The sequence below is a fragment of the Mixta hanseatica genome, assembly GCF_023517775.1.
GTDB classification, from domain to species: domain Bacteria; phylum Pseudomonadota; class Gammaproteobacteria; order Enterobacterales; family Enterobacteriaceae; genus Mixta; species Mixta hanseatica.
Map to the genome: position 1 here is coordinate 984,124 of NZ_CP082904.1, position 22,573 is coordinate 1,006,696.

Sequence of the window (22,573 nt, forward strand, 5' to 3'; positions counted from 1 at the left end):
CGATACTGAGCCACAAATTTGGCAGCAGGAGTTACTACGTGACGGCTAAAGTCCCGGCGATATTTCTTGATCGCGATGGCACAGTGAATGTGGACCATGGTTATGTCCATGAGATTGATGATTTTCAGTTTATCGACGGCGTCATTGAGGCGATGCAGGAACTGAAAAAAATGGGGTATGCGCTGGTGCTGGTGACTAACCAGTCCGGTATTGCGCGCGGTATGTATAGCGAAGATCAGTTTATGCAGCTAACAGAGTGGATGGACTGGTCGCTGGCGGATAGAGATGTAGATTTGGATGGTATCTATTATTGTCCGCATCATCCTGAAGCAGCGGTAGAGAGCTACCGTCAGCAGTGCGACTGCCGTAAACCGCAGCCGGGTATGCTGCTGAGCGCAATGAAAGAGCTGAACATCGATATGGCCGCTTCTTATATGGTTGGCGATAAGATTGATGATATTCAGGCGGGCAAAACAGCAGGCGTGGGCACAACGGTATTAGTGCGCAGCGGTGAAACCGTTACGGCGGAAGGCGAAAAAGCGGCTGATTGGGTAATAGATAGTCTTGCCGACCTGCCAAAACGGATAAAACAGGGGTAAAAACAGGCGTTCTGCGCGAAATTTCAGCGAACGGTAAAAAAGTTGAAATTAGCGCTTGCGAGGTCTCGAGAACTCCCTATAATGCGCCTCCATCGACACGGCACAACGGCTTACGCCACGCGGTGTTGAGCGGTTCAGCGAAGTCTGAATCGCCGGAGAAAAACTTCTGAAAAAGGGGGTTGACTCTGAAAGAGGAAAGCGTAATATACGCCACCTCGCGACAACGGCACGAAACGCCGGTCGCACCGCTCTTTAACAATTTATCAGACAATCTGTGTGGGCACTCACGGACGGGATATCGCAAAAATAATTGCAGTATCAAGTCTCAGAGTGAACACGTAATTCATTACGACGTTTTTCTCGAGCATCAGACTTTTAATTGAAGAGTTTGATCATGGCTCAGATTGAACGCTGGCGGCAGGCCTAACACATGCAAGTCGAACGGTAACAGAGAGCAGCTTGCTGCTCTGCTGACGAGTGGCGGACGGGTGAGTAATGTCTGGGGATCTGCCCGATGGAGGGGGATAACCACTGGAAACGGTGGCTAATACCGCATAACGTCGCAAGACCAAAGTGGGGGACCTTCGGGCCTCACACCATCGGATGAACCCAGATGGGATTAGCTAGTAGGTGGGGTAACGGCTCACCTAGGCGACGATCCCTAGCTGGTCTGAGAGGATGACCAGCCACACTGGAACTGAGACACGGTCCAGACTCCTACGGGAGGCAGCAGTGGGGAATATTGCACAATGGGCGCAAGCCTGATGCAGCCATGCCGCGTGTATGAAGAAGGCCTTCGGGTTGTAAAGTACTTTCAGCGGGGAGGAAGGGAGTGAGGTTAATAACCTTATTCATTGACGTTACCCGCAGAAGAAGCACCGGCTAACTCCGTGCCAGCAGCCGCGGTAATACGGAGGGTGCAAGCGTTAATCGGAATTACTGGGCGTAAAGCGCACGCAGGCGGTCTGTCAAGTCGGATGTGAAATCCCCGGGCTCAACCCGGGAACTGCATTCGAAACTGGCAGGCTAGAGTCTCGTAGAGGGGGGTAGAATTCCAGGTGTAGCGGTGAAATGCGTAGAGATCTGGAGGAATACCGGTGGCGAAGGCGGCCCCCTGGACGAAGACTGACGCTCAGGTGCGAAAGCGTGGGGAGCAAACAGGATTAGATACCCTGGTAGTCCACGCCGTAAACGATGTCGACTTGGAGGCTGTGAGCTTGACTCGTGGCTTCCGGAGCTAACGCGTTAAGTCGACCGCCTGGGGAGTACGGCCGCAAGGTTAAAACTCAAATGAATTGACGGGGGCCCGCACAAGCGGTGGAGCATGTGGTTTAATTCGATGCAACGCGAAGAACCTTACCTGGCCTTGACATCCACGGAATTCTGCAGAGATGCGGAAGTGCCTTCGGGAACCGTGAGACAGGTGCTGCATGGCTGTCGTCAGCTCGTGTTGTGAAATGTTGGGTTAAGTCCCGCAACGAGCGCAACCCTTATCCTTTGTTGCCAGCGGTTCGGCCGGGAACTCAAAGGAGACTGCCGGTGATAAACCGGAGGAAGGTGGGGATGACGTCAAGTCATCATGGCCCTTACGGCCAGGGCTACACACGTGCTACAATGGCGCATACAAAGAGAAGCGACCTCGCGAGAGCAAGCGGACCTCATAAAGTGCGTCGTAGTCCGGATCGGAGTCTGCAACTCGACTCCGTGAAGTCGGAATCGCTAGTAATCGTGGATCAGAATGCCACGGTGAATACGTTCCCGGGCCTTGTACACACCGCCCGTCACACCATGGGAGTGGGTTGCAAAAGAAGTAGGTAGCTTAACCTTCGGGAGGGCGCTTACCACTTTGTGATTCATGACTGGGGTGAAGTCGTAACAAGGTAACCGTAGGGGAACCTGCGGTTGGATCACCTCCTTACCATGCTGAATCCCGCCCGTGAAGTGCTCACACAGATTGTCTGATAGAAGTAACGAGCAGTAAAACCCCGGCAGGCTTGTAGCTCAGGTGGTTAGAGCGCACCCCTGATAAGGGTGAGGTCGGTGGTTCAAGTCCACTCAGGCCTACCAATTCCTTCCAGCACTGCGTTATGGTTTCGGCTCGCATAGTTGACTATGCGTCGCAAAACCATGCCTTGTTCTGAAAGGAATGAAGGTAACCGGCGGTTTTACGAACACATCTGGGGCTATAGCTCAGCTGGGAGAGCGCCTGCCTTGCACGCAGGAGGTCAGCGGTTCGATCCCGCTTAGCTCCACCATCAACCTGTGGTTGATGAACACTCCAGAGTGCATTTGCGAATGTACTGTGTAGTTTTGCTCTTTAACAATCCGGAAACAAGCTGAAAATTGAAAACGGAACAACGTTATGTTGTTCACGATTCTCTCAATGCTCACACCTCAGGTGTCGGAAGACGTCTGTGGGTTGTGAGGTTAAGCGAATAAGCGTACACGGTGGATGCCCTGGCAGTCAGAGGCGATGAAGGGCGTGCTAATCTGCGATAAGCGCCGGTAAGGTGATATGAACCGCTATCAACCGGCGATACCCGAATGGGGAAACCCAGTGCAATCCGTTGCACTATCATGTCATGAATACATAGTGGCATGAGGCGAACCGGGGGAACTGAAACATCTAAGTACCCCGAGGAAAAGAAATCAACCGAGATTCCCTGAGTAGCGGCGAGCGAACGGGGAACAGCCCAGAGCCTGAATCAGCATGTGTGTCAGTGGAAGCGTCTGGAAAGGCGCACGGTACAGGGTGACAGTCCCGTACACGAAGATGCATGTGCTGTGAGCTCGATGAGTAGGGCGGGACACGTGGTATCCTGTCTGAATATGGGGGGACCATCCTCCAAGGCTAAATACTCCTGACTGACCGATAGTGAACCAGTACCGTGAGGGAAAGGCGAAAAGAACCCCGGCGAGGGGAGTGAAAAAGAACCTGAAACCGTGTACGTACAAGCAGTGGGAGCCTCTTTATGGGGTGACTGCGTACCTTTTGTATAATGGGTCAGCGACTTATATTCTGTAGCAAGGTTAACCGTATAGGGGAGCCGCAGGGAAACCGAGTCTTAACCGGGCGCTAAGTTGCAGGGTATAGACCCGAAACCCGGTGATCTAGCCATGGGCAGGTTGAAGGTTGGGTAACACTAACTGGAGGACCGAACCGACTAATGTTGAAAAATTAGCGGATGACCTGTGGCTGGGGGTGAAAGGCCAATCAAACCGGGAGATAGCTGGTTCTCCCCGAAAGCTATTTAGGTAGCGCCTCGTGAATTCATCTCCGGGGGTAGAGCACTGTTTCGGCTAGGGGGCCATCCCGGCTTACCAACCCGATGCAAACTGCGAATACCGGAGAATGTTATCACGGGAGACACACGGCGGGTGCTAACGTCCGTCGTGAAGAGGGAAACAACCCAGACCGCCAGCTAAGGTCCCAAAGTCATGGTTAAGTGGGAAACGATGTGGGAAGGCCCAGACAGCCAGGATGTTGGCTTAGAAGCAGCCATCATTTAAAGAAAGCGTAATAGCTCACTGGTCGAGTCGGCCTGCGCGGAAGATGTAACGGGGCTAAACCATGCACCGAAGCTGCGGCAGCGACACTGTGTGTTGTTGGGTAGGGGAGCGTTCTGTAAGCCGTCGAAGGTGTGCTGTGAGGCATGCTGGAGGTATCAGAAGTGCGAATGCTGACATAAGTAACGATAAAGCGGGTGAAAAGCCCGCTCGCCGGAAGACCAAGGGTTCCTGTCCAACGTTAATCGGGGCAGGGTGAGTCGACCCCTAAGGCGAGGCCGAAAGGCGTAGTCGATGGGAAACGGGTTAATATTCCCGTACTCGGTGTTACTGCGAAGGGGGGACGGAGAAGGCTATGTTGGCCGGGCGACGGTTGTCCCGGTTTAAGCGTGTAGGCTGACTTTCCAGGCAAATCCGGAGAGTCAAGGCTGAGGCGTGACGACGAGGCACCACGGTGCTGAAGCAACAAATGCCCTGCTTCCAGGAAAAGCCTCTAAGCATCAGGTAACAACGAATCGTACCCCAAACCGACACAGGTGGTCAGGTAGAGAATACCAAGGCGCTTGAGAGAACTCGGGTGAAGGAACTAGGCAAAATGGTGCCGTAACTTCGGGAGAAGGCACGCTGGCATGTAGGTGGAGGGACTTGCTCCCCGAGCCGAAGCCAGTCGAAGATACCAGCTGGCTGCAACTGTTTATTAAAAACACAGCACTGTGCAAACACGAAAGTGGACGTATACGGTGTGACGCCTGCCCGGTGCCGGAAGGTTAATTGATGGGGTTATCGCAAGAGAAGCTCCTGATCGAAGCCCCGGTAAACGGCGGCCGTAACTATAACGGTCCTAAGGTAGCGAAATTCCTTGTCGGGTAAGTTCCGACCTGCACGAATGGCGTAATGATGGCCAGGCTGTCTCCACCCGAGACTCAGTGAAATTGAACTCGCTGTGAAGATGCAGTGTACCCGCGGCAAGACGGAAAGACCCCGTGAACCTTTACTACAGCTTGACACTGAACATTGAGCCTTGATGTGCAGGATAGGTGGGAGGCTGTGAAGTGCGGACGCCAGTTCGCACGGAGCCATCCTTGAAATACCACCCTTTAATGTTTGATGTTCTAACCTGGCGCCGTGAACCGGCGTGGGGACAGTGTCTGGTGGGTAGTTTGACTGGGGCGGTCTCCTCCCAAAGTGTAACGGAGGAGTACGAAGGTCAGCTAATCACGGTCGGACATCGTGAGGTTAGTGCAATGGCATAAGCTGGCTTGACTGCGAGAGTGACGGTTCGAGCAGGTGCGAAAGCAGGTCATAGTGATCCGGTGGTTCTGAATGGAAGGGCCATCGCTCAACGGATAAAAGGTACTCCGGGGATAACAGGCTGATACCGCCCAAGAGTTCATATCGACGGCGGTGTTTGGCACCTCGATGTCGGCTCATCACATCCTGGGGCTGAAGTAGGTCCCAAGGGTATGGCTGTTCGCCATTTAAAGTGGTACGCGAGCTGGGTTTAGAACGTCGTGAGACAGTTCGGTCCCTATCTGCCGTGGGCGCTGGAAGACTGAGAGGGGTTGCTCCTAGTACGAGAGGACCGGAGTGAACGCACCGCTGGTGTTCGGGTTGTCATGCCAATGGCACTGCCCGGTAGCTAAGTGCGGAAGAGATAAGTGCTGAAAGCATCTAAGCACGAAACTTGCCTCGAGATGAGTCTTCCCTGAGACCCTGAGTCTCCTTAAGGGACGTTGAAGACGACGACGTTGATAGGCCGGGTGTGTAAGCGCAGCGATGCGTTGAGCTAACCGGTACTAATGACCCGTGAGGCTTAACCTTACAACGCCACAGGCGTTTTGAGTTGAGAGATTTTCAGCTTTGTTGACGGATAAACGTGCGCGGCCGTGAGGGCGGCGGACGGAAACAGATTTGCCTGGCGGCAAGAGCGCGGTGGTCCCACCTGACCCCATGCCGAACTCAGAAGTGAAACGCCGTAGCGCCGATGGTAGTGTGGGGCTTCCCCATGCGAGAGTAGGGAACTGCCAGGCATCAAATTAAGGTTATACCTGAAAAGGTAACACCGGTTATCAGCGAGACCCCGCTGGTAATGCAGTATTCGGTGGTGCGGTAGTTCAGTCGGTTAGAATACCGGCCTGTCACGCCGGGGGTCGCGGGTTCGAGTCCCGTCCGCACCGCCACTCTATTAGCAATAGCCCTGACAGCAATGTCAGGGCTTTTTGCTTTTCTGCGTCCATTTTTTCCTGCTTCTATGCCAGGTTATTATTCTTATGGCGATAGGGTTCTTACCGCTTTTACTGCTTCAGTCTGCTTAGTTCGCGCTCCCCGCTAAGTTAAAACGCGAACCGGGCGCGTTATCATATGCTGCGCAGGTTAATCCACTCGCTCAGAAAATCGATAAATGCTCGTACGCGGTTATTAACGGCGCGATCGCTGTAATAAACTGCATTAAACGGCATCGCAACCGGTAAGCGTTTATCAGCTAACACCTCAACTAAACTGCCCAAAGCCAGCTCTTTATCGATCATATAATCAGACAAACAGGCAATGCCGTTGCCGGCGAGGCACAGCTGTTTCAGCGTCTCGCCGCTATTCGCTGAGATCGTAGGCTGAATGGTATAAAGCTCGCCGTCCGGCTGAGCCACGGGCCAGCGGTTAAGCGCGGGGGTCTCAATAAACCCAAGACAGCTGTGTTGAGCCAGTTCATCCACCTTTAGCGGAGCGCTATGGCGGGCAAGATAAGCAGGGGAGGCGACCAGTTTCCGGTAGCTGCTAAACAGCGGGCGGGCGCGCAGGCTGGAGTCGGTTAAATTACCGGCGCGAATAGCGACATCCACCTTGCGCTCAATCAGATTAATAAAAGTTTCCGAAGAGAGCAGCGATAAAGTGACTTCCGGATAGCGTTGACGAAAAGGCTCGACCATTGGCGTCAACAGATGCAGCACGACGGGCGTCGCCGCATCTACCCGTAACAGACCACGCGGCACCTGACGGCTTTCCATCAGTTCATTTTCCGCTGCGGCCATCTCCTGCAGCAGTTTTTGCACTTTCCGAAAATAACCTTCGCCTTCCTGCGTCAGATTGATTTGCCGTGTCGTCCGCGTCAACAGTTCCACGCCCAGCTTCGTCTCCAGCTTTTTTACTGCGCGACTCACGGCGGAAGGCGCCAGCTCAAGCTGCTTTGCTGCCCGGCTAAAGCTACCGCTTTCCACCACGGCGACAAAAATTTTAAGCTCTTCTGAAGACGCTTTCACACCTGCTCCTTGTTATAAATTGTTTTATCCCCACGCTGATGTGGATAGCCTGTGTTGCTATCGTAACATTTGCTTGCCTGTCCGAAAGTTAAATTCGGTGGCTTTGATTGAAAGTCTCTGCTGAAGCCCCTATAACTGAAAGCAGTAACTAGATGACAGGCATTTTCACTAACGGGCGGTATTGTGCGGAAAAAAACCTATGCCATGAGGTATGTAGCTGGACAGCCAGCGGAAAGAATTTTCCCGCCTGGCGCTATGCTGCATGTTGGGCAAGCGCTTCCGCCGGGTGCGCCTATTACCCCTGGTGAAACGCTACGCGTGCTGGTCTGGAATATTTTTAAGCAGCAACGAGCGGATTGGATGTCGGTGCTACAAACCTTTGGCAAAGAAGCTCAGCTGGTGTTATTACAGGAAGCGCAAACCACGCCAGAGCTGGTCCGTTTTGCCACCTCTAATTACCTGGCGGCCGATCAGGTGCCGGCTTTTGTTCTGCCGCAGCATCCGTCTGGGGTGATGACGCTGGCGGCGGCGCACCCGGTTTACTGTTGTCCGCTGCGCGAGCGTGAGCCGCTGCTGCGTTTAGCGAAATCAGCGTTAATAACCGCTTATCCCTTACCGGATGGCAGGATGCTGATGGTGGTTAACATTCATGCGGTTAACTTCAGCCTCGGCATTGATGTTTACAGTAAACAGCTGGGACCAATCGGCGAGCAGCTGGCGCACCATAACGGGCCGGTGATTATGGCTGGCGATTTTAATGCATGGAGCCGACAGCGCATGAATGCCCTGTATCGCTTTGCGCGGGAGATGGGGCTACGGGAAGTACGTTTTACTGAAGATCATCGACGTAAGGCCTTTGGGCGGCCGCTGGACTTCGTTTTCTATCGCGAGCTGCAGGTAACGGAAGCCTCGGTACTGGTCACGCGCGCTTCCGATCATAACCCACTGCTGGTCGAATTCGCCTCTTCAGGCTCCGCAAAATCATAAAAAAAGCCGATCAAAAGATCGGCTTTTTCATACGGTACGGCAAATTTAACTGTCTGGCGTCGCGCTGTTTTTCACGAACAGGGTAATTTTATCACCCGGCTGAATCGAACTGCTGTCGCTCAGCACGCTGTTCCAACGCTTGACGTCTTTGATCTCTACACCATGTCGACGTGCAATACTGGCAAGAGAATCACCCTTACGAACTTTGTAGGTGATGCTGTTGCCGTTATCGGCCAGTTCACTTCCTGTCACGCCACCGCTAAAGGTGAGCGTCTGTCCTGGTTTAATCGTGTTGCCGCGTAAATTATTGGCGCGCTGCAACGCTTTTACCGAAACGCCCATCCGGCTGGCGATGCCCGACAGCGTATCGCCATTGCGCACCTTATAGCTATTGGCGCCGGTAACGTTCGCGGCTAAACGCGTTGGCTGTACGGCTGCGATATCACCTGAAGCCAGCGAATTACGCAATTTGGCAACATTCGCTTTAGGGACCATAATATAGTGAGGTCCGTTAGGCGCAGTCGCGCCGCGTTTGTAGCCGGTGTTGTAGTTCTTCAGCTTGGCCACCGACAAGCCGGCCATTTCTGCCGCCTGCGTCAGCTTGATCTGCTGGCCTACTTCAACACGCGCCAGCGCACGGCTTTCATTCGGCGCCGGTAAACGTACCCCATAGCGCTTGTTGTTTTTCAGGATATCCTGCAACGCCAGCATTTTAGGCACGTACAGCGTGGTTTCACGCGGCAGAGACAGATGCCAGAAATCGGTTGGTTTGCCGCGCGCTTTATTTTGTTTAATCGCTTTCAGCACACGCCCCTCGCCGCTGTTATAGGCAGCGATGGTCAACAACCAGTCTCCGTCGAACATCCCGTTCAGACGTTCCATCATATCTAAAACTGCGCGGGTCGAAGCGACAATATCGCGTCGTCCGTCATACCACTGATTTTGCTTTAAACCGTAATTCCGTCCCGTACTCGGCACAATCTGCCAGATGCCTGCGGCATTAGCAGCGGATGTGGCGTGGGGGTTAAAAGCGCTCTCCACTATGGGTAGTAGTACCAGTTCCATCGGCATCTTACGTTGCTTAATCTGCTCGACTATCCAGTACATATACGGCTCTGCCCGTAAAGTTACATCGTGGAGATAGCTCTTGTTTCTTAAGTACTTTTGTTTCTGCTCTCGGATCCGGGGATTTTCCGGAACCTCCATCTTCAGCCCGTCGCGAATGTAATTCCACAAATCCTGGTCCTGGGTCAGGGCCGTTCCATCATCCTGCCAACGCGGGGATAACATGCGATCTGTAAATTTGTCATTCTCATTTTGACCAGCTGAAGACAGACTCTGGGCATGCTGTTCAGGAACGTTAGCATCATGTCGCGATGCCTGGCATCCCATCAGCAAGACCGAGGCGAGAAGGATAATCGCTCTAGTCTTCATGTGTGTGTCAATGGTTGCTTAAAAGACGAGCAATCATACGTGCTAGCGCCTAACAACACAACCAGAAAAATCAAAAATCGTCTTTCTTCTGGCGTAGCAGGGCAAAAATGTCCCATGCGTGCGATGGTGGCACATTGAAGCCAAGGGCGCTTTGTAAATCAGCGTCTTGCGTGCGTAAAAATAAATTTATTTGCCGTTCGTGCCCCAATTTTGTGGGCAAACTACTGCTATTTTTGGCCCGCAACTCCTTAATTTCCTGATAGTAGCGCTTTATTTCCATATCTTGCGGCAGCGTAGCGTTAGCAAATTTTAAGTTAGAGAGCGTGTACTCGTGGGCGCAACAAACCAGCGTATCATCGGGAAATTCAGCAAGTTTTTGAAATGATTCGTACATCTGTTCCGGCGTGCCTTCAAACAGACGTCCGCAACCGCCTGAAAACATCGTGTCACCACAGAAAAGATAAGGTGCGCTGTAATATGAGATATGTCCCAAAGTGTGGCCGGGCGTAAAAATTACCCTAAATTCGCAGCCCAAAACAGGCAGGGTATCGCCTTCATAAACGATTTGCGTCGCGCCTTTATCTTGTGTCTCCTGCGGGCCATAAACCACAAGATCTGGCCATTTCGTTAACAGTTCTTTTACGCCGCCAACATGGTCTTGATGGTGATGGGTGAGCAAAATCGCTACCGGCATCCACTGATTTTGCTCAATGGCGGCCAGCACCGGCGCCGCTTCGCCCGGATCGACAATCAGGCATTGACCCTGGCTATCGTTTAATGTCCAGATGTAGTTATCCTGAAATGCTGGGATACTGTTAAGATTCATACACACCTCTCGCACGTCGTGAAGGAACACTGATGGTAAAACATGAAGCCTGCTAAAACACGTCAAATTCTGACCGCGCCGCGTTCATGGCGTGATATGCCGTGGGGAGAATCGTTCCGCGATGCGCTAAGCCAACATTTGCAGCCCTGTCTCGGCAAGCTGTATGGCTTTCATCTGTTAAAAATTGGCAACCTGAGCGTAGAGATCGATACGCAGGCCTGTGCGATTTCGCATCAGGTCAACGTAGGGGATGAAGGGCAGGAGGTGCAAGTGATTGCTGACCCGATGCATTTGCCCTTTGAAGCGAAATCGATCGACGCCTGCTTGCTGGCGCATACCTTAAGCTGGAGCCAGGACCCACACCGCATTCTGCGTGAAGTAGACCGAGTATTGATTGATGATGGCTGGATAGTGCTGACTGGTTTTAATCCGCTAAGCCTGCTGGGCGTGGGCAAGCTGATTCCAGGCCTGCATCGCCGTCCGCCGTGGAGCGGACGCATGTTCAGCCAGATGCGCCTGTTTGACTGGCTCAGCCTGCTTAACTATGAAGTGGTTTACCGCAGCAGTTTTCAGGTGGTGCCCTGGAATCGCCAGGGGGGGAGCATGATGAGCCGGCATGTACCTGCGCTGGGCTGCCTGAATATTATGGTGGCCCGCAAGCGTACGCTGCCGCTGATCATGACGCCGGCACGCAAGCTGGCCGGCAAAGTAAAAATTCGCGCGACGGTTAACGCCACGCGTCAGGCGCATTCGCTGGACGATCAGGATTCCGGCTGATAGCCGATATCTTCAAATGATGGATTGGCGGCGGCAGAGCGCGCCAGTTCATCGCAGCGTTCATTCTCCGGGTGGCCGGCGTGCCCTTTAACCCATTCCCAGTTAATCTGATGATGGCTAAGCGCGGTATCGAGCCGCTGCCATAAATCGACATTTTTCACCGGTTTTTTATCCGCGGTTTTCCAGCCGCGCTTTTTCCAGTTGTGGATCCAGCTGGTAATTCCCTGACGCAGATACTGGCTATCGGTGCTGAGGGTAATTTCACAGGGCTGAGTCAGCGCTTCCAGCGCGACGATTGCCGCCATCATTTCCATGCGATTATTGGTGGTACGATAAAAACCGGCGCTAAAGGTTTTTTCATGCTGGCGATAGCGTAAAATAGCGCCATAGCCGCCAGGGCCGGGGTTACCGAGGCAAGAGCCATCGGTGAAAATTTCTACCTGTTTGCGCATCTCTGGTAGACTTCCTCCTGATAAAACGCCAAGTCTGACATAAACGAGCCATATGAGCACAGCAATTACACGCCAGATCGTTCTCGATACAGAAACCACCGGTATGAACATGGTGGGCGTTCACTACGAGGGCCATCGCATTATTGAAATCGGTGCGGTGGAGATCATCAACCGCCGTCTGACCGGCAACAATTTCCATATGTACCTGAAGCCGGATCGGCTGGTGGACCCGGAAGCATTCGGCGTTCATGGCATTGCCGATGAGTTTCTGATGGATAAGCCGACCTTCGGCGAGATCGCGGACGAGTTTCTTGATTACATCCGCGGCGCTGAATTAGTGATTCATAACGCGTCGTTCGATATCGGCTTTATGGATTATGAGTTCGGCAAGCTGAACCGTGGCATCGGTAAAACGGAAACCTTCTGTCAAATTACTGATAGCCTGTTAATGGCGCGTAAGTTGTTTCCGGGCAAACGTAACAGCCTTGATGCGCTCTGCTCCCGCTATGAGATTGATAACAGCAAGCGAACCCTGCACGGGGCGTTGCTCGATGCCGAAATTTTGGCGGAAGTGTTCCTGACCATGACCGGCGGACAGACGTCGCTGGCGTTCTCCCATGAGGGCGAGCAGCAGCAGAATGCTGACGGCGGCGAGCATATTCAGCGTGTGGCGCGCACTTCCGGCCTGCGCGTAGTAGCGGCCAGCGATGAAGAGATTATGGCGCATGAACAACGCCTCGATCTGGTGATGAAAAAGGGCGGTAGCTGCCTGTGGCGCGCGTAAGCGCTTTATTTTGCGTTAAAAAGAGCCAGTTCGATGAAAAAGCAGGCAAACGATCGCGCTGGTGAGAAAAATCGTTGACGGCCAGGCGCGCTGCCCTTAATATGCGCCTCGTTCCCGACGGGGAACACAGCGCGGTGCGGTAGTTCAGTCGGTTAGAATACCGGCCTGTCACGCCGGGGGTCGCGGGTTCGAGTCCCGTCCGCACCGCCAACTATTCAGAAAGGCCGATTCAGCAATGAATCGGCCTTTTGCTTTTTATTCTTCCTGTACCGCTACGCGCGGCATAACGCGTTGCCGTCGCCTCTTCACGCTCCGCACGCGCCAGCCAGCGATAACAGCCGCCGCCGAGCGCCACGCCGATAAACCAGCTGAAGTTGGCAACCCCATGCATCGCAGGCACGAAGCTAATCAGCACACCGATGGCTACCGACGGCAGCAGGGCGGCGATCGCTTTCGGGTTAAATCCGCTGCGATACCAGTAGCGACCTGATGGCGTCGCGTTAAACAGATCGTCTACCACAACCTTGCCGCGCTTAATCAGATAAAAATCCACCAGTAAAATACCAAACAGCGGCCCAATAAACGCACCCAGCACGTCAAGCGTATAGTGAATCAGCTCTGGCGACTGAAACAGGTTCCACGGCGTCAGCAGCACCGAGCCCACCGCGGCAATCATGCCGCCGGCGCGGAAGGTAATTTTCTGCGGCGCGCAGTTAGAGAAATCGAAGGCGGGCGAGACAAAGTTCGCCACGATATTAATACCGATGGTGGCGGTAATCATGGTTAGCAGGCCGATCGCCACCGCCAGATCGTTGCCCACCATACTGACGGTTTCAATCGGATCGGTAATCATCTTGCCAAACAGTGAACGGGTGCCGGAAACAATCACCACCGTCACCACAGAGAACAGCAGAAAGTTAAACGGCAATCCCCAGCGGTTGCCGCGACGGATATGCTGCATACTTTTGCCGTAGCGTGAAAAGTCGCCAAAGTTCAGCAGCGGGCCGGAGAAATAAGAGACCACCAGCGCGGTGGCGGTAATCATCTGCCAGCTCTGTTCGCTGACGCTCAGGCTTTTGCTGGTCAGGGTCAAAGAGATGCCGTCAAAACCGGTCTTGTATACAATCCAGCCGGCCAGCGCCAGCATCACGACATAAACGGCGGGACCGGCGATATCGATAAAGCGCTTAATGGCGTTCATGCCGTGCCAGAACACCGCCGCCTGCAGCAGCCACATCACCGTGAAGCAGATCCACCCCAGCAGCGACAACCCCAGCCAGGCGGGCTGCGTCAACGACGAGAGCGCAGGCCAGAATTTTAGCAATACCAGCATCAAAGCATTAGAAGCCAGCCAGGTTTGAATGCCGTACCAGGCGAAGGCGATCAGCCCACGGATAATCGCCGGAATGTTCGCGCCAAATACGCCGAAGGCCTGCCGACAAATCACTGCATAAGGCACGCCAGCCATCTGGCTGGGTTTCGCCACCAGATTGGCGCACAGCTGCACAATACAGATTCCCGCCAGTAAACAGATCAGTACTTGCCAGCTCGCCAGCCCCAGCGTAAAGAAGCTGGCTGCTACCACATAGCCGCCCATGCTGTGCACATCCGACATCCAGAAAGAGAAAATGTTGTACCAGCTCCAGTTCTGTTGCGGGACAGGAGCAAGATCTTCATTGGTCAGACGCGGACTGTAATGCGCCTCGCTATTGGGCGCTGAAGAAACGTTGGAATAATTTGGCATGAAACCTGCTCCTCTTTAACAGGGGTAACGGAGAAACCTTGTTTGTCCGTACCTGCAGGATTCAGGCCAAAAGTAAAATTATGTATACAAGGCTGTTTCATCTAAGAGGGATTCTTGTATACAACTCTCGCCAACGGAGTAGGTAATGAAGCATGAACCCGGCCCGAAAACGGCCTCAGACCTGAGCGACAGCCATGAGCCGGTCTATCAGGCATTACTGACCGCAATAGTGGAGCATCAGCTGCCGCCCGGCAGCCGCCTGCCAGAGGAAGCGCTGGCTGAGGTCTTTGGCATCAGCCGCACCGGCATTCGTAAAGTGTTACAGCGCCTCGCGGCAGTGCAAATGATCTCTTTAACGCCCAGACGTGGTGCGCATGTTGCTTCGCCCGATGCGCAAGAAGCGCGCGATATCTTTCACACCCGCTCGCTGATCGAGTGCGCCAATCTGCCTGCGGTTATCGCTCACTGCCAGCCGCCGCATCTGGCGGCGCTGGAGCAATTACTGGCAGAGGAGCGACAGGCGCATCAGCAACACAACGGCGCGGCGGCGATTCGCCTTTCCGCCGCGTTTCATATCCAGCTGCAGGCGATTTCCGGCAATCAGGTGCTGACAGATTTGGTCACGCGCCTGGCGCAGCGGTCGTCGCTGGTGATCGCCGCCTGGGGCGCGCCCTGGCAGCAGGGATGCCGCTGCGATCATCACGACAGGCTGGTGGATTATTTACGCGCTAAACGGCTGACATCGCTGACTGACGCAATGCAGCAACATTTCCAACATATTCTGGCGTCACTGCGCTTTGAGCGTGGCGGCGAGGTTCTGCCCGATTTTTCCCGACTGTTCGCCCCTAAAGGAGTGCCGCACAAATGAGTTCCCTTTGTATACAGGTTATCAATCCCAACACTACGCAGACGATGACCGATACCATCGCCAGCGCCGCGCGCGTTGCGGCATCGCCCGGCACGGAGATTATTGCCGTCTCGCCCACGCAGGGAGTGCCCTCGATCGAAGGGCATGCCGATGAGGCGATCGCCGCGCTCGGCGTGCTGGATCTGGTGAAGCGCGGACGTGAGCAGGGCGTACAGGGGCACGTGATCGCCTGTTTTGGCGATCCCGGCCTGCTGGCGGCGCGCGAACTGGCCAGCGGCCCGGTTATCGGCATCGCCGAAGCGGCGATGCATATGGCGACGATGGTGGCGACGCGTTTTACGGTAGTTACCACCTTGCCGCGAACGCTGATTATCGCCCGTCATCTGTTGCAGCAGTATGGCTTTACGCATCACTGCGCCGCGCTGCATGCCATCGATCTGCCGGTGCTGGCGCTGGAGGATGGCAGCGGCCTGGCGCAGGAAAAGGTACGCAGCCGCTGTCTGCAGGCGCAGCGGGAGGATGGCTGCGGAGCGATAGTGCTGGGCTGCGGCGGGATGGCGACGCTGGCGCGCGATCTTACCCAGGAGTTGGGCATGCCGGTTATTGATGGCGTCGGCGCGGCGGTAAAAATGGTGGAATCGCTGGTGTCGTTGGGGTTAGGCACCAGTAAATATGGTGATTTAGCCTTTCCACGCGAAAAAAAGATAACGGGCGCTTTCCAGCACCTAAACTAACGGAAGTCATCTGCTCAAGAAAGGAGCCAGAGAATGAGTGAATCTCCAGAGAAGAAAGAATACAGCTTCAATAAAAACTATCCGCGCGATCTGCGCGGCTATGCCGGCCATCCACCGCATGCCGCCTGGCCCGGTGAAGCGCGTATCGCGGTGCAGTTTGTTCTCAACTATGAAGAGGGCGCGGAAAATAACGTGCTGCACGGCGATGCCGGCTCTGAGCAGTTCCTGTCAGATATTATCGGCGCGGCCAGCTATCCTGACCGCCATATGTCGATGGACTCGCTGTATGAATATGGCTCGCGCGCTGGCTTCTGGCGTATACACCAGGAGTTTCAGAAGCGCGGCCTGCCGCTAACGGTATTTGGCGTGGCGATGGCGCTGGCGCGTCATCCGGAAGTGGTGCAGGCGATTGCCGAGGCGCAATATGATGTCGTCAGCCACGGCTGGCGCTGGATTCATTATCAGTCGATGGATGCCAAAACCGAGCGTCAGCATATGCAACAGGCGGTAGATGTGTTGATGGATCTGTTTGGCAAAGCGCCGACCGGCTGGTACACCGGACGTGATAGCCCGAACACGCGGCGGCTGATCGTTGAGCAGGGCGGTTTTAGCTATGACAGCGACTATTACGGTGACGATCTGCCGTTCTGGACGCGTGTCACCTGCCAGGACGGCACGGTTAAACCCCATCTGATTATTCCCTACACGCTGGAAACCAACGATATGCGGTTTGCCACGCCGCAGGGATTTAATACTGCCGAGCAGTTTTACACTTACCTGAAAGACAGCTTTGACGTGCTGTATGAAGAGGGCGAAACCGCGCCGAAAATGATGTCGGTCGGGATGCACTGTCGCCTGCTGGGTCGACCTGGCCGTTTTCGGGCGCTGACGCGTTTCCTGGATTATATTCAGCAGCATGAGCGGGTGTGGATCTGCACCCGTCAGCAAATCGCCGATCACTGGATTAAGCATCATCCGGCTCCCGAGGTCTGATGTTACCGGCTTACCTGCCGCGAGCGTAAACCGCGCCCGCGGCTTTTTTATTGTCCGCCGAGCAGGCTGACCTGCGCGGCGACGATGCGCCAGCCCTCCGGCAGACGCACCCAGCTTTGCTGCTGACGGCCGGGGCGCTCGCTGCCGGGACGGGTAAACTCGGTGCTACAAACGGCAAAATCGCTGCCGAAGGTTGTAATCACCGTATTGTGTAACTGGCGATAAAGGCCGACGCTGGGGCGTGCGGCGCGAAAGGCGCGTATCGCCTCAATGCCGTACAGGTTCTCACCAGCTCCCAAACGTACCGTACGATCGTCATGCCAGAACAGCGCATCCAGTACCGCTATATCGTTGCTAATCAGCGCCTGTTCATAGCGTTGAAAGGCGGCGGACACTTCAGCCACTACCGCCGGAAGATTAATCTCGTTGTTGGTCATACGCTGCGCTCCGTGCATGAAGGAATAGTGTTTGTTGAACTGTCGGGTAGCTTCAGCTGCGCTGCCAACGCCACCGCAATCCCCTTCTGTTCCAGCGCACGAGCCGCCCGTAGGCAGTTCGCTTCCTGAAACGGCGCGGCGATCAGTTGCAGACCAATCGGCAGGCCGCCGGCGGTGCGTAACGGCACGGTGGTGACCGGCAGGCCGAGAAAAGAGATCGGCTGCGTCAGCATGCCCATACTGGCGCGCACCGGCAGCGTTTGCCCGTTAATCTGCATAGTTTCCTGACCGATAAGCGTGGCGCAGCAGGGCGTGGCGGGCGCAATCAACACATCAAAATCATTAAACAGCGCCAGCACTTTCTGCTGGAAGTAGCGGCGGAAGCGTTGCGCCTGCACGTACCAGGCGGAGGGCAGCATGGCACCGGCCAGCAGTCGCTCGCGCGACAACGGCTCAAAACGCTCAGGCTGACTACGCAGCGCCGGTAAATAGCGGTTGCCGCCTTCTGCGGCGGTAATAATAAACGCCGAGGCGCGGGCAATATCCATCTCTTCCAGCTCCAACAGCTCGCTGGCTTCCAGCGCGCGCGCCGCCGTGGCAACGGCCTGCTGCGCGTCGCTATCGCTGAACCGTTGGAAATAGCCGCCAAGCACCGCGCAGCGCAGCCCTGACAATCCTTTATCCAGCTGGGCAAGCGCTGGCTGGGGCGCCACTCCGGACTGAAAAGCATCTTCAGCATCGTGGCCCTGCAGGGCATCATAGACGCGTGTCAGATCTTCACAGCTGCGGGCAAACGGGCCGATATGGTCAAGGCTGGCGACGAAGGGATGGGTGCCGTGCCGCGACAGGCGACCAAAGGTGGGCTTCAGGCCGTAAATACCACATAGTGAAGCGGGCACGCGAATTGAACCGTTGGTATCACTGCCAAGAGAAAAATGAACCAGTCCCGCCGCCACGGCTGCCGCCGATCCGCCGGAGGATCCGCCGGCGATACGCTGTAAATCGTGAGGATTGCGCGTCGCGCCATAGTGACTGTTTTCGGTGGTGAAGCCGTAGGCGTAAGCATCCATATTAAGCATGCCGCTCAGCAGCGCGCCCGCCTGGCTGAGCTGGTTTACTGCCCAGGCATCGCGCTCCGCGGGTGGACGATTGCTAAACAGGCTGGCGCCGGCCAGCGTACGCTCACCGGTCACATCAAACAGATTTTTTACCGCATAAGGCACGCCCGCCAGCGGCGGCAGCGCTTCACCCTCGCGGCGCAAACGATCAAGACGATCCGCCTGCCGCCGCATGCGATCGGCAACGATCGTCGTCCAGGCATTAATTTGCGGATTTTGCTGCTCAATGGCGCGCAGGGTGGCATCCGCAATCTCCCTGGCGCTCAGCTCGCCGCTTTGCAGCGCCTGCTGCAATTGGCTGATGGATAATTCAGTTAATTTCATGCCTGATAGACTCCCGCCACGTCCAGCCGTTCATCCAGCGGGAAAGCCAGCAGCGGCTCAGCCATCTGTGCAATCCGGCTGAATTGCAGCAGCAGCTCGGCGCGGCGCGTCTCATCCAACTCAATCTCCAGCATCGCCGTCATTTGGTCGAGGTAGCTTGTCCAGTCGTTTACCTTCATTTTTCTCTCCTGTCAGAAACCCGCCGCGCTGCCGTTGCTGCGCGGATCGAAAGCGCCTTCCAGCATGCCGTTGGTATGACGCACAATCGCGCCAGCGTGACCCACCGCTTCGCTAAAGTCCGGCAGCGTATCTACCTGATGGCCTAACGCCGCCAGCCGGGCCAGCGTATCGGCGCTGAAGCGGCCCTCCAGCTTCAGGCTGTCTGAGGATTCACCCCATGTTCTGCCCAGCAGCCAGCGTGGGGCGCTTACCGCCTGCTGAAGCGGCATGCCCTGAATCACATGGCGGGTGAATATTGCTGCCTGGGTCTGCGGCTGGCCGTCGCCGCCCATCGATCCGTAAACCATCAGGCGGCCATCGTTCAAACGCGCCGCGGCGGGGTTAAGGGTGTGGAACGGCTGTTTACCGGGCAGCAGCGTCAGTAAGTGGTCAGGCTGCAGGCTGAAGGCTGCGCCACGGTTTTGCCAGACAATGCCGGTATCGGGCAGCACCACGCCGCTGCCGAATTCATGATAAATGCTCTGAATAAAGGAGACGGCCATGCCGCTGCTATCCATTACCCCCATCCAGACGGTATCGCCGGGTCCGCGTCCGCTTCCCCACGGCGCGGCGCGATGCGGATCGATTTGCTGTGCGCTGGCCGCCAGCAGGCCGCTGTCCAGCAGCGTCTGCATCTCTTCGCGCATATGCAGCGGATCGGTGATATAGCGGTCACGCAGGGCAAAGGCCTGTTTCGTGGCTTCGACAATACGATGAATTGTTTCTACTTCATCCGCCTGGGCCATATCCAGGCTGTCGGTAATACCGAGGATCGCCAGCGAAACCAGTCCCTGGGTGGGCGGCGTCATGTTATAAATCTCGCCGTGCTGATGAGTCAGGCGCAGCGGCCTGCGGCGTTTTGCCCGATGGCGCTGTAAATCTTCCAGCATGATCGGCATTTCCAGCTGCGCCATGCCCTGCGCCAGGCGATGCGCCAGCGGGCCGCGATAAAAGCTCTCCAGTCCGTGCTCGCAAAGTTCCGCCAGCGTCGCGGCCAGCGCGGGTTGGGTAAAGCGGCTGCCGGGACGCGGCGGAGCGCCGTCAGGCATAAAGGTGGCGGCGAAGCCGGGCTGATGGGCCAGTTCCTGTTGTTTGGCCTGGGTTGCGGCGGCCTGCGAGGTCGTAACCGGAATGCCGTCGGCGGCGTAGCGAATCGCATCGCGCAGCAGGCGCGGCAGCGGCAGGGCGGATCCGCCATATTCATGGGCCAGCATCAGCGCTTCAGACCAGCCGCTAACGGTGCCTGCCACCGTCAGCGCCGCCTGCGGGCCGCGATGAGGAATGTGCGTCATTCCCTGATAAAAATCGGGATGCGCCAGCGAGCCGGCTGCGCCGCTGGCGTCGATAGCTATCGGCTCGCCCTGCGGCGGCACGATCAGCCAGAAGCCGTCGCCGCCGAGGCCGTTCATATGCGGATAGACCACGGCGATAGTCGCGGCGGCGGCCACCATCGCTTCGATGGCGTTCCCGCCTTCGCGCAGCACGGCCAGCGCGCTTTCGCTGGCGAGGTGATGCGGCGTAACCACCATCCCCTGAGGCGCCATATTACTCTGAATCATCGCGTTCCCTTATTTGATCTGGACAAAAGGGTTAAGCAAGAGCTGTTCCAGGTTTGACCCGACCGAGGATGGATCGATTTATGCTATGGTCAGATTGAAACAAAAGTTACAGGGAAATTTATGAAGCAGCTTGATGAACGCCTCCGACAACATTACGGTCAGCTTTCGCCGCAGGAGCAGCGCATTGCCAATTTTGTTTTTGACCATTTCGACGATCTGATTAGCTATAACAGCGCCGAGCTGGCGCGCCTGAGCGGGGTCTCTAAAGCGACCGTCAGCCGCCTGTTTAAGCGTCTTGGCTATGAAAAATATAAAGATATGCGCGATGAGCTGCGCACGCTGCGTCAGAGCGGCATGCCGCTGACCGATAACCGCGATGCGGTACAGGGCAATACGCTGCTGTCGCGCCACTATAAGCAGGAGATGGCCAACCTGACGCAGTGGGTGAACAGCATCGATCCGCAGCGTTTCAGCGAAATTATCGCGGCATTGGGGCAGGCGCGGCGTATCTTTATTATCGGCATGCGTAACGGTTGGCCGGTAGCGCTGCATTTACGTCAGCAGCTGCTGCAGGCGCGGGCGCAGGTACATGTTCTGCCACAGCCGGGCCAGACGCTGAGCGAAGAGCTGGTGGATATCGGCGCGGAGGATCTGGTGGTGGCCGTCGCCTTTCGGCGGCGGCCGCGCCTGATGAAAGCCGTGCTGCAACAGCTGCAGCAACAGGCGGTGCCGGTAGTATTGCTGTGCGAGCCGCAGGCGCAATCGATTATTCCACTGGCGCGCTGGTCGCTCTGCACGCCGCTCGACAGCGTTTCCGCCTTTGACAGCTACTCTGCCGCCATGAGTCTGGTCAGCCTGTTAGCTAACGCGTTGCTGCATGAGGGGCTGGCGCAGGGACGTCAACGCATCCACGCTATCGCCGATCTTTATCAGCAACTGGACGAGCTGGAACAGCGTTAATGGGGCACCATTTTGGTGCCTTGCCCTTTTACAGTACACGACTTTTTCTCTTTTCCCCTGTTGCTGATGGCCCGTTAAACGGGCCGTTCTGCGCTTTTCTTCGCTGTCATCCCTTGCGTTTATCACCTGGCACATTAGTTGCAAAAAGCTTTATGACGAACCTTTTGTTGCAACATTTCACTCCGGGGCAAAGCAGATATGAAAAAATTAACCATGGTCATGATGGGCGCGGCGTTGATGGTTATGCAGTTGGGCAGTGCGCTGGCCGACGGGCTACAGGCGATTGAGCAGCGCGGCGTGCTTCGCGTGGCGGTGCCACAGGACTTCCCGCCGTTTGGTTCGGTCGGCACCGATCTGCAACCGCAGGGATACGACATCGATATGGCGAAATACCTCGCCAGCCAGATGAAACTAAAGTTGCAGCTGGTGCCGGTAACCAGCGCCAACCGCGTGCCCTATCTGCAAACCGATAAGGTCGATTTAGTGATCTCCAGCCTCGGTAAAAATCCCGAACGCGCCAACGCCATCGATTTCAGCCGCGCCTATGCGCCGTTCTTCCTGGGCGTATTCGGACCGAAAGGCGAACAGAAGCTGAACGATGCGGCGGCGCTGAGCGGCAAAAGCATCGGCGTTACGCGCGGCGCGGTGGAGGATATGGTGCTGAGCGGCGTGGCGCCGAAAGAGGCGACGGTAAAACGCTACGAGGATAACAACACCACGCTTTCCGCGTATCTCTCCGGGCAGGTGCAGTATGTCGCCACCGGCAACCTGGTGGTGGCCGCCATCGCGCGTCAGAACGCCGATAAAGCGCCGGTCGCGCAGTTTATGCTGAAAGATTCGCCCTGCTATATCGGCCTGAAAAAAGGCGAACCGGTGCTGAAGGCGAAGATCGACGCGTTAATTGAACAGGGCATTCAGGACGGCACGCTGAACAAACTATCGCAGCAGTGGCTGAAAGCACCGCTGCCGGCCAATCTCGGCGCTTAAGGGCAACCTG

At 55.8% G+C, this 22,573-nt stretch carries 18 protein-coding genes, 4 tRNA genes and 3 rRNA genes; 16 read left to right on the forward strand and 9 right to left on the reverse strand.

The annotated features are described in order from the left end of the window. Positions 1-38 precede the first annotated feature (38 nt). The 7 genes from gmhB (at position 39) to K6958_RS04605 (ending at position 6,286) form a co-directional block, all read left to right on the forward strand. The gene (gene gmhB, locus K6958_RS04575) at positions 39-599 is read left to right on the forward strand and encodes a D-glycero-beta-D-manno-heptose 1,7-bisphosphate 7-phosphatase (RefSeq protein WP_249893552.1); all 561 of its coding nucleotides are present in this window, start codon (positions 39-41) and stop codon (positions 597-599) included. A 376-nt stretch (positions 600-975) separates the two neighbouring features. Continuing rightward, positions 976-2,517 (forward strand): 16S ribosomal RNA (locus K6958_RS04580). A 72-nt stretch (positions 2,518-2,589) separates the two neighbouring features. Continuing rightward, positions 2,590-2,666, forward strand: a tRNA-Ile gene (locus K6958_RS04585). 112 nt (positions 2,667-2,778) lie between these two features. Next, positions 2,779-2,854 (forward strand) — tRNA-Ala (locus K6958_RS04590). A gap of 170 nt (positions 2,855-3,024) precedes the next feature. Further along, a 23S ribosomal RNA gene (locus tag K6958_RS04595) occupies positions 3,025-5,927 on the forward strand. 93 nt (positions 5,928-6,020) lie between these two features. Beyond that, positions 6,021-6,136, forward strand: a 5S ribosomal RNA gene (rrf, locus tag K6958_RS04600). The 16S, 23S and 5S rRNA genes sit together here with 3 tRNA genes alongside, the layout of an rRNA operon. Positions 6,137-6,209: 73 nt before the next feature. Beyond that, positions 6,210-6,286 (forward strand) — tRNA-Asp (locus K6958_RS04605). 177 nt (positions 6,287-6,463) lie between these two features. On the opposite strand, the gene yafC is transcribed toward K6958_RS04605, so the two are convergent. Beyond that, positions 6,464-7,360, reverse strand: coding sequence for a DNA-binding transcriptional regulator YafC (gene yafC, locus K6958_RS04610; RefSeq protein ID WP_249893553.1), 897 nt, complete (start codon positions 7,358-7,360; stop codon positions 6,464-6,466). A 183-nt stretch (positions 7,361-7,543) separates the two neighbouring features. Between yafC and K6958_RS04615 the strand changes: the two genes are divergently transcribed. Next, positions 7,544-8,347: an endonuclease/exonuclease/phosphatase family protein gene (locus K6958_RS04615; RefSeq protein WP_249893554.1), complete on the forward strand. Its 804-nt coding sequence runs from the start codon at positions 7,544-7,546 to the stop codon at positions 8,345-8,347. Between the two features lie 45 nt (positions 8,348-8,392). On the opposite strand, the gene mltD is transcribed toward K6958_RS04615, so the two are convergent. Then, complete coding sequence (mltD, locus tag K6958_RS04620) at positions 8,393-9,781, reverse strand: murein transglycosylase D (RefSeq protein ID WP_249893555.1); 1,389 nt, start codon at positions 9,779-9,781, stop codon at positions 8,393-8,395. 70 nt (positions 9,782-9,851) lie between these two features. Further along, a complete protein-coding gene (gene gloB, locus K6958_RS04625; protein ID WP_249893556.1) occupies positions 9,852-10,607 on the reverse strand; it encodes a hydroxyacylglutathione hydrolase in 756 nt (251 codons plus the stop codon). Positions 10,608-10,649: 42 nt separating this feature from the next. Here gloB and K6958_RS04630 point away from each other — a divergent pair, with 42 nt between their 5' ends. Next, on the forward strand, positions 10,650-11,384 hold the full coding sequence (locus K6958_RS04630) for a class I SAM-dependent methyltransferase (RefSeq protein ID WP_249893557.1): 735 nt from the start codon (positions 10,650-10,652) through the stop codon (positions 11,382-11,384). Here K6958_RS04630 and rnhA read toward each other — a convergent pair. Continuing rightward, positions 11,369-11,935 (reverse strand): ribonuclease HI, encoded by a 567-nt coding sequence (gene rnhA, locus K6958_RS04635; RefSeq protein WP_249893558.1) that lies wholly within the window; start codon positions 11,933-11,935, stop codon positions 11,369-11,371. The genes K6958_RS04630 and rnhA overlap by 16 nt on opposite strands. Between rnhA and dnaQ the strand changes: the two genes are divergently transcribed. After that, a complete protein-coding gene (gene dnaQ / locus K6958_RS04640; RefSeq protein WP_249893559.1) occupies positions 11,889-12,620 on the forward strand; it encodes a DNA polymerase III subunit epsilon in 732 nt (243 codons plus the stop codon). The two genes, rnhA and dnaQ, sit on opposite strands and share 47 nt — an antisense overlap. Positions 12,621-12,753: 133 nt before the next feature. Beyond that, a tRNA-Asp gene (locus K6958_RS04645) sits at positions 12,754-12,830 on the forward strand. 19 nt (positions 12,831-12,849) lie between these two features. Here K6958_RS04645 and K6958_RS04650 read toward each other — a convergent pair. Next, the gene (locus K6958_RS04650) at positions 12,850-14,364 is read right to left on the reverse strand and encodes an NCS1 family nucleobase:cation symporter-1 (RefSeq protein WP_249893560.1); all 1,515 of its coding nucleotides are present in this window, start codon (positions 14,362-14,364) and stop codon (positions 12,850-12,852) included. A gap of 145 nt (positions 14,365-14,509) precedes the next feature. Between K6958_RS04650 and K6958_RS04655 the strand changes: the two genes are divergently transcribed. Genes K6958_RS04655 through puuE form a run of 3 tightly spaced genes read left to right on the forward strand, consistent with a single transcriptional unit; the run spans position 14,510 to position 16,959 of the window. Then, positions 14,510-15,232 (forward strand): GntR family transcriptional regulator, encoded by a 723-nt coding sequence (locus K6958_RS04655; RefSeq protein WP_249893561.1) that lies wholly within the window; start codon positions 14,510-14,512, stop codon positions 15,230-15,232. Beyond that, on the forward strand, positions 15,229-15,966 hold the full coding sequence (locus tag K6958_RS04660) for an aspartate/glutamate racemase family protein (RefSeq protein WP_249893562.1): 738 nt from the start codon (positions 15,229-15,231) through the stop codon (positions 15,964-15,966). The genes K6958_RS04655 and K6958_RS04660 overlap by 4 nt, the downstream gene beginning before the upstream one ends. A gap of 33 nt (positions 15,967-15,999) precedes the next feature. Beyond that, positions 16,000-16,959 carry an allantoinase PuuE gene (puuE, locus tag K6958_RS04665; RefSeq protein WP_249893563.1) on the forward strand — a complete coding sequence of 320 codons (960 nt, stop codon included), beginning with the start codon at positions 16,000-16,002 and terminating at the stop codon, positions 16,957-16,959. Between the two features lie 47 nt (positions 16,960-17,006). Here the strand turns inward: puuE and hpxZ are convergent, their stop codons facing one another. The 4 genes from hpxZ to K6958_RS04685 are packed head-to-tail and all read right to left on the reverse strand — an operon-like array spanning position 17,007 to position 20,616. Next, positions 17,007-17,396 (reverse strand): oxalurate catabolism protein HpxZ, encoded by a 390-nt coding sequence (hpxZ, locus tag K6958_RS04670; RefSeq protein ID WP_249893564.1) that lies wholly within the window; start codon positions 17,394-17,396, stop codon positions 17,007-17,009. Then, positions 17,393-18,838, reverse strand: coding sequence for an AtzE family amidohydrolase (locus K6958_RS04675; protein ID WP_249893565.1), 1,446 nt, complete (start codon positions 18,836-18,838; stop codon positions 17,393-17,395). The genes hpxZ and K6958_RS04675 overlap by 4 nt, the downstream gene beginning before the upstream one ends. After that, positions 18,835-19,017: an oxalurate catabolism protein HpxX gene (gene hpxX, locus K6958_RS04680; RefSeq protein ID WP_249893566.1), complete on the reverse strand. Its 183-nt coding sequence runs from the start codon at positions 19,015-19,017 to the stop codon at positions 18,835-18,837. Before hpxX ends, K6958_RS04675 begins: the two co-directional genes overlap by 4 nt. 12 nt (positions 19,018-19,029) lie before the next feature. Continuing rightward, positions 19,030-20,616 carry a gamma-glutamyltransferase family protein gene (locus tag K6958_RS04685; RefSeq protein ID WP_249893567.1) on the reverse strand — a complete coding sequence of 529 codons (1,587 nt, stop codon included), beginning with the start codon at positions 20,614-20,616 and terminating at the stop codon, positions 19,030-19,032. Between the two features lie 120 nt (positions 20,617-20,736). On the opposite strand from K6958_RS04685, the gene hpxU reads away from it, so the two are divergent. Both hpxU and K6958_RS04695 read left to right on the forward strand, forming a co-directional pair. Next, positions 20,737-21,576: a MurR/RpiR family transcriptional regulator HpxU gene (gene hpxU, locus K6958_RS04690; RefSeq protein WP_249893568.1), complete on the forward strand. Its 840-nt coding sequence runs from the start codon at positions 20,737-20,739 to the stop codon at positions 21,574-21,576. Positions 21,577-21,774: 198 nt separating this feature from the next. After that, positions 21,775-22,563: a transporter substrate-binding domain-containing protein gene (locus K6958_RS04695; RefSeq protein ID WP_249893569.1), complete on the forward strand. Its 789-nt coding sequence runs from the start codon at positions 21,775-21,777 to the stop codon at positions 22,561-22,563. Positions 22,564-22,573: the final 10 nt, after the last annotated feature.

Bases quoted from the DNA above. Each gene is read 5' to 3' on its own strand.
- K6958_RS04675 (WP_249893565.1), bottom strand. From the start codon at position 18,838: ATGAAATTAACTGAATTATCCATCAGCCAATTGCAGCAGGCGCTGCAA.
- K6958_RS04695 (WP_249893569.1), top strand. From the start codon at position 21,775: ATGAAAAAATTAACCATGGTCATGATGGGCGCGGCGTTGATGGTTATG.
- K6958_RS04685 (WP_249893567.1), bottom strand. From the start codon at position 20,616: ATGATTCAGAGTAATATGGCGCCTCAGGGGATGGTGGTTACGCCGCAT.
- hpxU (WP_249893568.1), top strand. From the start codon at position 20,737: ATGAAGCAGCTTGATGAACGCCTCCGACAACATTACGGTCAGCTTTCG.
- gloB (WP_249893556.1), bottom strand. From the start codon at position 10,607: ATGAATCTTAACAGTATCCCAGCATTTCAGGATAACTACATCTGGACA.
- hpxZ (WP_249893564.1), bottom strand. From the start codon at position 17,396: ATGACCAACAACGAGATTAATCTTCCGGCGGTAGTGGCTGAAGTGTCC.
- K6958_RS04660 (WP_249893562.1), top strand. From the start codon at position 15,229: ATGAGTTCCCTTTGTATACAGGTTATCAATCCCAACACTACGCAGACG.
- dnaQ (WP_249893559.1), top strand. From the start codon at position 11,889: ATGAGCACAGCAATTACACGCCAGATCGTTCTCGATACAGAAACCACC.
- K6958_RS04650 (WP_249893560.1), bottom strand. From the start codon at position 14,364: ATGCCAAATTATTCCAACGTTTCTTCAGCGCCCAATAGCGAGGCGCAT.
- mltD (WP_249893555.1), bottom strand. From the start codon at position 9,781: ATGAAGACTAGAGCGATTATCCTTCTCGCCTCGGTCTTGCTGATGGGA.
- hpxX (WP_249893566.1), bottom strand. From the start codon at position 19,017: ATGAAGGTAAACGACTGGACAAGCTACCTCGACCAAATGACGGCGATG.
- puuE (WP_249893563.1), top strand. From the start codon at position 16,000: ATGAGTGAATCTCCAGAGAAGAAAGAATACAGCTTCAATAAAAACTAT.
- K6958_RS04655 (WP_249893561.1), top strand. From the start codon at position 14,510: ATGAAGCATGAACCCGGCCCGAAAACGGCCTCAGACCTGAGCGACAGC.
- K6958_RS04630 (WP_249893557.1), top strand. From the start codon at position 10,650: ATGAAGCCTGCTAAAACACGTCAAATTCTGACCGCGCCGCGTTCATGG.